This is a genomic window from Microcystis sp. 49638_E5 (assembly GCF_021300285.1).
GTDB lineage: Bacteria > Cyanobacteriota > Cyanobacteriia > Cyanobacteriales > Microcystaceae > Microcystis > Microcystis aeruginosa_C.
This window is the reverse complement of the sequence record NZ_JAJTDH010000092.1, coordinates 1-10,905: the sequence shown is the minus strand read 5'-3', so window position 1 is coordinate 10,905 and position 10,905 is coordinate 1. Positions and strand designations below refer to the sequence as shown.

10 protein-coding genes and 1 pseudogene are annotated in these 10,905 nt (G+C 44.8%); 3 read left to right on the top strand and 8 right to left on the bottom strand.

Translation table 11 applies throughout. From position 1 onward, the window contains the following. From LW728_RS19345 to LW728_RS19335, 3 genes and pseudogenes are all read left to right on the top strand, one after another. Positions 1 to 913: pseudogene (locus LW728_RS19345) on the top strand (ATP-binding protein); the annotation flags it as partial. A 73-nt stretch (positions 914 to 986) separates the two neighbouring features. After that, positions 987 to 1,208, top strand: a complete 222-nt coding sequence (locus tag LW728_RS19340; RefSeq protein ID WP_004163945.1) for a DUF433 domain-containing protein — start codon at positions 987 to 989, stop codon at positions 1,206 to 1,208. 5 nt (positions 1,209 to 1,213) lie between these two features. Then, positions 1,214 to 1,546 carry a DUF5615 family PIN-like protein gene (locus LW728_RS19335; RefSeq protein ID WP_004163946.1) on the top strand — a complete coding sequence of 111 codons (333 nt, stop codon included), beginning with the start codon at positions 1,214 to 1,216 and terminating at the stop codon, positions 1,544 to 1,546. Positions 1,547 to 1,611: 65 nt separating this feature from the next. On the opposite strand, the gene LW728_RS19330 is transcribed toward LW728_RS19335, so the two are convergent. From LW728_RS19330 to LW728_RS19295, 8 genes are all read right to left on the bottom strand, one after another. Next, a complete protein-coding gene (locus LW728_RS19330; RefSeq protein ID WP_002761684.1) occupies positions 1,612 to 2,676 on the bottom strand; it encodes a glycosyltransferase family 4 protein in 1,065 nt (354 codons plus the stop codon). A 78-nt stretch (positions 2,677 to 2,754) separates the two neighbouring features. After that, on the bottom strand, positions 2,755 to 4,038 hold the full coding sequence (gene glyA / locus LW728_RS19325; RefSeq protein WP_287668773.1) for a serine hydroxymethyltransferase: 1,284 nt from the start codon (positions 4,036 to 4,038) through the stop codon (positions 2,755 to 2,757). A gap of 732 nt (positions 4,039 to 4,770) precedes the next feature. Continuing rightward, on the bottom strand, positions 4,771 to 7,827 hold the full coding sequence (gene ppc, locus LW728_RS19320; RefSeq protein WP_002802175.1) for a phosphoenolpyruvate carboxylase: 3,057 nt from the start codon (positions 7,825 to 7,827) through the stop codon (positions 4,771 to 4,773). 251 nt (positions 7,828 to 8,078) lie between these two features. Then, positions 8,079 to 8,267 (bottom strand): hypothetical protein, encoded by a 189-nt coding sequence (locus tag LW728_RS19315; RefSeq protein WP_002802176.1) that lies wholly within the window; start codon positions 8,265 to 8,267, stop codon positions 8,079 to 8,081. Between the two features lie 8 nt (positions 8,268 to 8,275). Beyond that, a complete protein-coding gene (gene minE / locus LW728_RS19310; RefSeq protein WP_002802177.1) occupies positions 8,276 to 8,551 on the bottom strand; it encodes a cell division topological specificity factor MinE in 276 nt (91 codons plus the stop codon). 29 nt (positions 8,552 to 8,580) lie between these two features. Next, entirely contained in the window at positions 8,581 to 9,381 is an 801-nt protein-coding gene (gene minD, locus LW728_RS19305) for a septum site-determining protein MinD (RefSeq protein WP_002802178.1), read from the bottom strand. 180 nt (positions 9,382 to 9,561) lie between these two features. After that, positions 9,562 to 10,389, bottom strand: coding sequence for a septum site-determining protein MinC (gene minC / locus LW728_RS19300; protein WP_043997860.1), 828 nt, complete (start codon positions 10,387 to 10,389; stop codon positions 9,562 to 9,564). A 12-nt stretch (positions 10,390 to 10,401) separates the two neighbouring features. Beyond that, on the bottom strand, positions 10,402 to 10,752 hold the full coding sequence (locus LW728_RS19295) for a hypothetical protein (RefSeq protein WP_002802185.1): 351 nt from the start codon (positions 10,750 to 10,752) through the stop codon (positions 10,402 to 10,404). Positions 10,753 to 10,905: the final 153 nt, after the last annotated feature.

The window sequence follows — 10,905 nt, the reverse complement described above, 5'->3', positions numbered from 1 at the left end:
AGAAGTGGGAGAATTATATCAAAAACATACAGCAGCAACTGGACAACTTTTCACACCAGAAGCAATAGAAACAGCTTATGATTTAACCCAAGGACAACCTTGGCTAGTCAATGCCTTAGCTAAAGAAATTGTAGAAAAAATGGTAAAAGATAGAAGTATTACTATTACTAAAAAACATATTTTAACAGCCAAAGAAATATTAATAGCTCGTCAGGATACTCATTTAGATAGTTTAGCGGAAAAACTCAGAGAAAAACGAGTTAAAAACATTATTGAACCAATTTTAGCAGGGCAAACCTTACCCGATACCCTAGCAGATGATAGGCAATATTTAATAGATTTAGGATTATTACGACGTGATCCGATGGGGGGATTAGTTATTTCTAACCCCATTTATCGTGAAGTTATTCCCCGTGTTTTAGTACAAGGAACTCAGGACAGTTTACCTTTAATTAGTCCTAGTTGGTTGACAGCAAAAGGTGAATTAAATATAGATGCTTTATTAACAGCATTTCTCAAATTTTGGCGACAGCACGGAGAACCATTATTAGGTAGCACTGGTTATCATGAAATCGCTCCACATATAGTATTAATGGCTTTTTTACATCGTGTGGTTAATGGTGGAGGAGTTTTAGAAAGGGAATATGCAATTGGTAGTGACAGAATGGATTTATGTTTGCAGTATAAAGATGTAATTTTAGGGATTGAATTAAAAGTATGGCGGGATAAAAAACGCGATCCTCAAGCTGACGGAATTGAACAATTAGAATCTTATTTAGGGCGTTTGGGTTTAGATTTTGGTTGGTTATTTATCTTTGATAGGCGAAAAAATGCTTTACCAATGGAAGAAAGATTATCCACTGAAGTTGTGGTGACAGAAAATCAATATAGAATTACTGTGATTAGAGCTTGACTGTTTCCAAAACTACTGTTTTTAGCAGCAATAAATGGTATGATAAAATTAATAAAAATGCCCTCCTCACATCATGAATTATAGAGACTATATCACAATTGAACCCAATAAACGTGGTGGTAAGCCTTGTGTGCGTGGCTTGCGAATCACAGTTTATGAAGTGCTTGAATACCTAGCTTCGGAAATGACAGAAGAAGAAATTCTTGAGGATTTTCCCGACCTGACGCGAGAAGATTTAAAGGCTTGTATTGCTTATGCCGCTGATCGTGAACGTCGGTTAATGATTTCGACTTGATCAGCATGAAATTACTATTTGATGAAAACTTATCCCCTAAATTATCTACCCGTTTGAGCGATATTTTTCCAGACTCGCTTCATGTTCGGGATGTAGGGATGAAAGCAACAATAGACCCGATAGTTTGGAATTATGCCAAAGATAATGATTTGATGATTGTCTCAAAAGATGCCGATATGCACGATCTAAGTTTAGTGTTTGGGAATCCTCCCAAAGTCATCTGGTTGAGACTAGGAAACTGTTCTACTTTACAAGTTGAAAATTTACTGCGTCGAGAGTTCAGTACAATCAAATTATTTTATGAAGATAAAAATTCATCATTGCTTGCTCTCTCATAGTGACAAACTGGATGCCGAAGGGATATCCGCAGAAAAAAGCTGATAGCTGACGACTTTAAGATGGCTTACGGTTCACTGCCACGATTGCGCCAGACTTGCCAACCGACGTAACCGAGGAGGAGAGTCGCACCAAAGGCAAAACCCCAACCACTGGGAACATTGGAGAAACCGAGGGCTAAACTGCCTACCCAGAGAGTTAGAGCGTAGATAAATAATACTGTCAGACGGTGAGAGATACCCGCTTTCAGTAAACGATGGTGTAAATGACGTTTATCAGCCACAAAAGGGGATTTTCCGCGTTTGAGACGGGAAATAATCACCGTGGACATATCGAGGAGAGGAACCGCGAGGATGAGATAGGGTAATAGGACGGCGGTAACGGCAACAGTAGTCACAGCAGTAGTTTTAGCCAATCCAATCACCGCCACACCCGCGAGGGTAAAACCCATAAAATAGGCCCCACCATCCCCCATAAAAATTTGGGCGGGGTTAAAATTGTAACGCAGAAAACCCAAGGCCCCACCCGCTAAAGCGGCGGCGATAATAGCGGCGGCCGGTTGTCCCATCACCAAAGTTACAATCAAAATCACCACGGCAGATATACCCGAAACCCCTGCCGCTAATCCATCTAAACCGTCAATCCAATTAATCGCGTTAGCCATCCCCACTAACCAGAGGAGAGTAACTGGCAAACTTAGCCAATGAATTTGTAATAAATCGCCGAAGGGAATAGAGAGGAAATCGATCCTAACGCCAGCTTGCCAAGCTAGAAAAGCGACGCTAAACTGCATTACCAGACGATTGAGGGGGGAAAGATTAAAAAGATCATCCGCTAGACCGATGAGGAAAAAGCCCAAACCGCCTAGGGTTACGCCCCACACTTCCCATTCTCGATCGCTGTTTAAACCTGCAAACCCTCCCAACCACCAAACAATCAGGAGGGCAGTTAAAGCGCCGACAAAAATCGAAACTCCCCCCAGTCGAACCATAGGCTTTTCATGGACCTTCCTTTCGTTGGGTTTATCGACGTAACCGCTTTTCAGTCCGACGGTTCTGACGAGGGGGGTACTCCAAAGTACCACGGTATGGGCGATCAGAAAAGCAATTAGATAGTATAAATCTCCAGACATGGGAATTGGGGGGCGATTTAATTCACAATTGGCCACTGACAGGCAATCGCCAATTATGAGTTTTTATTATCTCTCGTTTTAGGCCAAGGCGGGGACGGAAATATGGAGATGGGGATAGAGGGGGAAGCTTTCACAAAGTTTCCCTACCCGTTGACGGCAAGCAGTTCTCAGGGCTTCATCACCGGAATTAAGGAGAATATCGGCGATAATGTTGCCAATCTCGATAAATTCCGTTTCTCCTAGTCCTCTGGTGGTCATAGCCGGGGAACCCAAGCGCAGACCACTGGTGACAAAGGGAGACTCGGGATCGAAGGGAACAGTATTTTTATTAGCGGTAATATTGATAGTACTCACCAAGCGATCGGCTTCTTTCCCGGTCATGCCCACGGATCTTAAATCGAGTAACATCAAGTGATTATCCGTACCATCAGTGACAATTTTAATCCCTCTAGCCTTCAACTGACCGGCTAAAGCTTGGGCATTAGCGATTACTTGGCCCGAATAGATTTTAAACTCCGGTTTCAATGCTTCCCCAAAAGCCACCGCTTTCGCTGCAATCACGTGTTCTAGGGGACCGCCTTGGGTACCGGGGAAGACGGATTTATCGAATTTTTTGCCTAATTCCTCGTCTTTGGTCATAATTAAACCCCCCCTAGGACCGCGCAGGGTTTTGTGAGTGGTGGTAGTGACCACATCACAGTGGGGTAGGGGGTTAGGATGATGACCAGTGGCCACTAAACCGGCAATATGGGCGATATCTGCCATCAGGTAGGCCCCCACTTCGTCAGCGATGGCGCGGAATTTCTCGAAATCAATCTGGCGCGAGTAGGCAGAATAACCGCAGATAATTAGTTTGGGTTTTTCCTTGCGGGCGATGTCAAGGATGAGATCGTAGTCGAGGAGTTCGGTTTCGGGACTTACTCCGTACTGTACGACTCGGAACCATTTCCCGGAAACGTTAACGGGGGAACCGTGGGTAAGATGACCACCGTGGGAGAGATCCATGCCCATAATCGTATCGCCTGGCTGCAAGAGGGTCAGGAAAACGGCGAAATTAGCTTGGGCCCCGGAGTGGGGTTGTACGTTAGCGTGATTTGCCCCAAATAGTCGTTTAACCCGATTGATCGCTAATTGTTCCGCTTCGTCAACGTATTCGCAACCGCCATAGTAGCGTTTTTTGGGCAGTCCTTCCGCGTATTTGTTGGTTAAAACCGAACCCTGGGCGGCCATGACGGCAGCCGAGGTAAAGTTTTCACTAGCGATTAATTCTAGGTGATCTCTTTGACGTTGCAGTTCTTTTTGCAAAATCCCTGCGATCGCTGGATCGGTCAGGGATAGTATATCTAAGTTCGTATCAGTCACGGTTACTCGATCCTTTCTTTAACAATTTACCTGTAATCCTTCGGTCACTTTCTCCATTTTGGCACAATCTCTAATCTTCCGACACACCAGTGAGCTTAATTGCTTCTCTTCGGGATCGATCATCGATTGTCAACTGTTAGCGGTCAAATCTTCATTTTTAGTCCATAAGTGATAGTAAGTAGGTAGGCGTTAAAAATTATCAGACACCCCCCTTATCAAGGGGGAATTAAAGGGGGGACTAAGGGGGGATCGGCACCCCCCTTATCAAGGGGGGCAGGGGGGATCGAACCTAAAATCCATTTTTAATTTAATTATAACCAGCTACTTAATATTAGCCAATAGAACCCCCCAAAGGCTGGGATTGAGTGATAAAATCGGCAATAAAGCCCAATTTTAGCGGTAATTTTCCCTTGAAAAATAACAACTTAGTAGAAATTCTAGAAAAAGTTGACAAATCACAAAAATAGGGGGGGATTACCTTCAAGATAACCACCGGAAAACTACCATTAATTAGGGCTGGCTGAAAAAATCTAAAAACCTTATTGGGTAAGATTTTTAGACTTTTTTCCCCTCAAAAAGTGCCAGCCATTGCGGGGATCGGAGGGAAATTTCAGGGACTTTTTCCCTGAAAATTAGGTGGTTGACCCCCTCAAAATCCCTACACCCTACACCCTACACCCCACACCCTGCCCCCACCAATACACTTTTTCAGCACACCCTAATTATCTGTAATCAACCGGTATTTCTCATCCCTGCGGCAATACCATTAATCGTCATTAAAGCGCCCCTTAATAACTCCTCTTTAGAATAGCGGAAATGAATCACACCGGATTGAGCTTGACTATTGTATTGACGTAAACGCTTGAGGAGAGACACCTGTAGGAAACCGAGGGGAACGATCGAACCATTGCGTAACTGCACCGAGCGCTGTAAATTCGGATCATTATCCAATAAATGTTTCTCACCAGTGATCTGGAGAACAATCTCGCTAGTGCGATTATATTCCTCTTTGATCCTTTCAAACAGACGTTCAAAACGTTCTCGATCTTCCTGTTTAGAAAGTTCACTGACGTAGTGATAGGCCATCTGTATATCCACCTTCGATAGAGTCATTTCTGCCTTAGAAATCACCATCTGGAAGAAAGGCCACTTGTGATAAAAATGGCGTAACAATTCCAAATTTCTGCTAGGAGAATCATCGAGAAACATCTGTAAAGCTGTCCCTAAACCATACCAAGCCGGTAAAAGAAAACGGGTTTGGGTCCAACTAAACACCCAAGGAATTGCCCGCAGGGTAGTTAAATCCTGTTGACCACTTTTCCGGCGGGCCGGTCGGGAACTAATCTGTAAAAGACTAATTTCAGGAATGGGAGTTACGGACAGAAAGAAGTCTAAAAAGTCCGGTTCTTCATAAATCAAACTGCGATAGGTTTGCCGTGAACAGGTGGCCAACTCCTCCATGATGCGATTCCAGGGTTCGAGATCATCAAAACCACTGCCCAGTAAACTTGCCTGTATGACTGCTGTTACGGCCGTTTCGAGGTTATACAAGGCCAATTCCGGTAAAGAGTATTTCGAGGCTAAAACCTCGCCCTGTTCGGTGATTTTAATGCGACCGTTAATAGTTCCCCGGGGTTGGGCGAGGATAGCGGCGTAGGCCGGACCCCCACCGCGACCGACGGAACCGCCCCGGCCATGAAAAAGACGTAGATCCACGCCGTATTGTTTAGCGGTTTTTTGTAAAGCCTTCTGGGCCTTATGAATTTCCCAATTACTGCTTAAAAAGCCGGAATCCTTGTTACTATCGGAGTAACCGACCATAATCTCCTGTAAATTACTCGGTTCGAGGATGGCAGGTTCCGGGGTCACGTCCTCCCCGTTTAAAGCCGCTAAATGGTCGTAACTGCTGGCTAGGGTTGCCCGATAGAGGGGCAATTCAAACAAAGTCTGCATGATGCCGGGGGCGTGTTTGAGGTCATCGACGGTTTCAAAGAGGGGAACGATGCGGAGGGAACTGCGGCTAGTGGCGGGGTCGTATAAACCGGCTTCTTGGGCTAATAACAGCACTTCTAGCACATCGCTGGCCTCGTTGGTCATGCTGATAATGTAGGTTTGGCAGATTTCCAGACCGAATTCCCCTTGCAGACTTCTTAAAACTCGCAGGGTTTCAATGGTTTCGCAGGTTCTTTCCGAAAAGGGCATTTCCCGGGGAATTAGCGGCCGACGGGTTTTTAATTCCTCCACTAACCAGGCGATTTTTTCTGATTCGGTTAATTGACCGTAGGGTTTCGGTAAAACTCCCAGATATGCGGCGATTTCTTCGATACATTCGGCGTGACGGGTGGATTCTTGCCGAAAATCTAACTGAGTTAGGACAAAGCCAAAAATCTCCACTTGGGCGATCAGTTGATCCAGTTCTTGACAGGAAAGACCGGTTTGCAAGAGACTGCGCTGTAATAGCTGTAATTCGGCTAAAAACTCGGAACCAGAGCGATAGATGTTGGTTTCGTTGAGTTTAGTTAATAATTGTCGTTCTTCCGGGTCATTGAGACGATTATTGCGATCGCGGGTATTTTCCAGACGTTTTTGAATAAAGGCCAATTTGAGGCGATAGGGTTCCTGACGGTAGCGGATGGCTAACTGGCTATAGATTTCGGGCATTTGCTGTTTATCTCTGTCCAGGGAGTCCAGCAACTCCGGCAAGACGTGACACCAGTGCAGGGAGGCACTTAAAATACTGGTCAGGTCGCGAATAGCATCGAGATATTTTTTAATAACGAGATTGCGCTGATAACAGCAGGTTTTCCAGGTGACTTCGGGGGTAACGGAGGGATTGCCATCCCGATCCCCCCCCACCCAAGAACCAAAGCGACAGAAGTTATTTTTCGGCGCTCGTAAACTGGGAAAGGAGGATTCTAGGCTTTGCTGCAGACGCAGGGTTAACTGGGGTAGGGAATCAAAGAGAACTTCATCGAAGTAGTGCAGGGCATAATCCACTTCATCGACGACGGTGGGTTTAAATTGGTGTAGTTCATCTGTTCGCCACCAAAAACGAATTTCTTCTTTTAACTGTTTGGTGACTGTTTGTGCTTCTCTGGAGTTAGTTAACCCCAGACTGCGAAAGATTTCTTCTGCTTGGTCGAGTTTTTCGAGAATGCCCGAGATGCGGCGCTGTTTAATGCGAATGGTGTGACGGACAATTTCTGTGGGGTGGGCCGTGAAAACCAGACGAATATCTAACTGATCGAGAAGACGCTGAATTTCTTGGGGAGGGACGTTAACCTGTTTGAGATAGGGAAATAACCAGTGAAATAGTCCCGATTTTGGGCCGGAGTGATCGGACTCGTTCAGGGTTTTTTCTAACCAATCGGCCCCGACAATGGTGGCTAAAAGGCTTTTTTGCCTTGGGTCAGCCTTGGGACTTTCGTTTTCTTCCCCGATCACCGTCCGTCGCAGTAGTTGCTGATCCCTTTGTTCGTAGTGTTGTTCGATTATATTTATTAACTGGAAATAGAGGGCAAAAGCGCGGGTAACTTTGATCGCTTCCCCTAGTTCCAAGTCTTCGATCATTTTGGCGATTGTTGCTTCTGGACTATCATCGGTCACTTGTCCTTCCTCAGAACAGAGATGGCGCAGTAATTCCAGTAAATCGACTAATTCTTGACCACATTCGGAGACTAAGACTTCTTTCCATAAATCTTCGATTAATTTCAGTCTTTGCTGCAGAAACAGGTTGGAAGTGCTGAAAATATCCTGTTCGGTTTCGGTCGAGGGGACAAGGACGCTCATAATTTCAGTAATCAGTAATCAGTAATCAGTAATCAGTAATCAGTAATCAGTGAAAATAGGGATTAACTGCCTTGAAATGAAAAACTCTATCAAAGCAATAACTGATCACTGATAACTGATCGATCGGGATTAGTTCTTAGGGTTTGTCAAAAATGAGATTATATGCCAAAGAATCACATTTTTTCCGATTTTTAACAAAAATTTCACTATTTTTGCCTCTTTTCAGGGGGCAAAAGGACTTTTTTCTTGGATTATTGGTCACTTTTGACCGGTAACTGATCGGGAATATTGAGCAGCGGCAAGCGATCGCCACGAAAGATTTCCTCGCTGTCTTTCCCGACTTCTATCAACCAATTATTAATAGAACGTAGTCCCAAGTAGGATAAAAGAAAGGGACTAACCGCTAGACTAAGCCAAAGCTCGATCGGTTTAGTTTTCATGGCAATTTCTAGGTTAAAGGACGGCGTTTAATGCGACGAATCGGAAAATTAGCAATCAGGGCGGTAGTTCGTTGGTCACTTTCTAGGAGTAACTCGGTTTCCTCGGTGTCGATATCAAGATAACGACTGACCACTTCTAAGATTTCTTGACGCATCATATTGAGAATTTCGGGACTAAGATCGGCGCGATCATGGGCTAGAATGAGTTTTAAGCGTTTTTTAGCTTGGTCGCCACTTTTGCCCGAACCGCGCCATGCGAGAAGTTTATCGATCAGGTCATTCATAGTAGGTTAAGGGGTTGAGATGAGAGAGTTTAAGGCCCAAATAAGCGACGACGCAGACGAGTGAGAAACCCTTCCTGACCGGCCATTAAATCTAGAAACGGCACATCGCGACCCTGTAAACGCTGGGCAATGTTTCTAAAGGCCATGGCGGGGAGAGAGGTCTTCTCCTCTAATACTAATGGTTCCCCTTTATTAGTGGAAATAATAATTCTTTGATCGTCGGGAATAATCCCCAACAGGGGAATTACCAAGAGGTCGAGAATATCCTCGACGCTGATCATCTGGTTGAGTTGAATCATTTCTGGCCGCAGCCGGTTGACGATCAGACGGATACTCTTAATATCTTCGCTTTCTAGTAATCCCACCACGCGATCGGCATCTCTCACCGCCGACATTTCTGGGGTAGTAACGATGATCGCTTCCTGGGCAGCGGCGATCGCATTGCGAAAACCCATTTCAATTCCTGCCGGGCAATCAATCAATACATAGTCGTAACTTTTTGACAATTGGGCGACTAAATCCTTCATTTGATCGGCAGTAATCGCCTCTTTGGTACGATTTTGTGCCGCCGGTAATAGGACCAGATTTTCCTGTCTTTTATCCTTAACTAAAGCTTTATCAAGGCTACAATCTCCCGCCACCACATCGAGGGCAGTATAAACGATACGCTGTTCTAATCCTAACAATAAATCGAGATTTCTCAGTCCGAAATCAGCATCGACAAGGGCGACTCGACAGCCTAATTGAGATAAGGCTGAACCTAAGTTCGCCGTTACTGTCGTTTTACCAACTCCTCCCTTTCCCGATGTCACCACAATTACACGAGCCATAATTTATATCAGTTATCAGTTATCAGTTATCAGTTATCAGCTATCAGTTACCGGTTATCAGTTATCAGTTATCAGTTATCAGTTATCAGTTTGATAGAGTTTTTCATTTCAACGCAGTTAATCCCTATTTTTACTGGTCACTGAATCACCGTTTACTGATCACTGTTTACCGGTCACTGATCACCTTTTTTCTACCCATCCCACTTTATCTTTAAAGGTGTAGGTTCTGGAAAAATTATAAGCCCCAATGATGCGGATTCCTCCTTCGCTGATACAGGCAATTTCTGCTTCAATGCGATCACTAGCTAAAGCCGGAGCGCGTGCCACTAATTCCGCGATCCTCAGTTGAGTTAAGTCGATTCGCAGGGCCATAATTACCGCTGCTCGATCGCCGCGGAATCCAGCATGGGCCACACCGCGCAAACTCCCCCAAACTAATATATCGCCATCAGCGACGATCGATCCGCCGGGGTTGACATCGCCCATGATTATAACTGTACCCGGGTGACGGATTTCTACACCCGATCGCAGGGTGGTTTTTAAGTACAAAGGTTCGGCGAGGAGGGATGGCAGCGGTTGCTCGTCCCCAAAAACCGTGGGACTCGATCGCATTTGTTCGACATTGTAACCCATAGTTGCCGCTGCCACTGCGGTTTGTCTTCTTTGGGTTTGGATGGTATGTAGGGGTAATTCGGCGCTGTCTAAAATTGTGGCGATCGCTTGTAGTTGGCGCGTATCCATCAGGCGATCGTTGGCCTGTAGGTGTACTGGTGTTCTAGCGGGGCTGTTTTGGCCGCTATTACGGAGATAATATTTTAATCCTGTCAAGATATCTGTCCAATCCTGACTTGTCTCCCCGGCGCTGGTTTTGGGCAAAATTAGCACCAATTTCTCACCCTCGCTTTTTAAGTGGATTTGGGCGTATCTCTCTATTACCGAGGCTGATGGCTCAATTTTTTCGGTTTCTGAGTCGATTTCTTGATTTATTTCGGTTTTAGTTTCATCCATAGCCATAATTTTTTACTTAAACAAGACAAAGCGCAAAATAGCGATCAGCAAACCGACGGAAGCGGTAATTAGTGAACCTCCTAAAATGGTTATCAATGCCCAAATTTGATTTTTTTGACTGCCCTCGACTATTTTGAGGCGATTATCCATCCCTTCGACTCTTTCGGTTAATTTTGCCTGTCCTATCTCTAGGGATTTAACATCTTGCTTGATTTCTTTAATATCAGCTTTAATTTCGCCAATATCAGCCTTAATTTCGACGATACTATTCTCGATCGCCGTGAAACGAGTTTCGATCGCTTTTTGTCCGTTGATAATTAAGTCTTCTAGCCTTTTTAAGTCCGTATCGGCAAGAGTTTTCATAAAAATTAACCAGCTATCAGTATAGATGTTTCTTTAATTTTGACATCCTCGCCGCCGTAAAACGGACGGCGATTCCCAAACCTCACGATTTAGGTTTCTGCTTCTTTCCCTTGCGGGGTTCCGCACCTGCCTTAACAGATTTACTCTGTTCTG

Coding starts and splice junctions, on each gene's coding strand:
- LW728_RS19340 (WP_004163945.1), top strand. CDS start 987: ATGAATTATAGAGACTATATCACAATTGAACCCAATAAACGTGGTGGT.
- LW728_RS19335 (WP_004163946.1), top strand. CDS start 1,214: ATGAAATTACTATTTGATGAAAACTTATCCCCTAAATTATCTACCCGT.
- LW728_RS19330 (WP_002761684.1), bottom strand. CDS start 2,676: ATGTCTGGAGATTTATACTATCTAATTGCTTTTCTGATCGCCCATACC.
- ppc (WP_002802175.1), bottom strand. CDS start 7,827: ATGAGCGTCCTTGTCCCCTCGACCGAAACCGAACAGGATATTTTCAGC.
- LW728_RS19315 (WP_002802176.1), bottom strand. CDS start 8,267: ATGAAAACTAAACCGATCGAGCTTTGGCTTAGTCTAGCGGTTAGTCCC.
- minE (WP_002802177.1), bottom strand. CDS start 8,551: ATGAATGACCTGATCGATAAACTTCTCGCATGGCGCGGTTCGGGCAAA.
- minD (WP_002802178.1), bottom strand. CDS start 9,381: ATGGCTCGTGTAATTGTGGTGACATCGGGAAAGGGAGGAGTTGGTAAA.
- minC (WP_043997860.1), bottom strand. CDS start 10,389: ATGGATGAAACTAAAACCGAAATAAATCAAGAAATCGACTCAGAAACC.
- LW728_RS19295 (WP_002802185.1), bottom strand. CDS start 10,752: ATGAAAACTCTTGCCGATACGGACTTAAAAAGGCTAGAAGACTTAATT.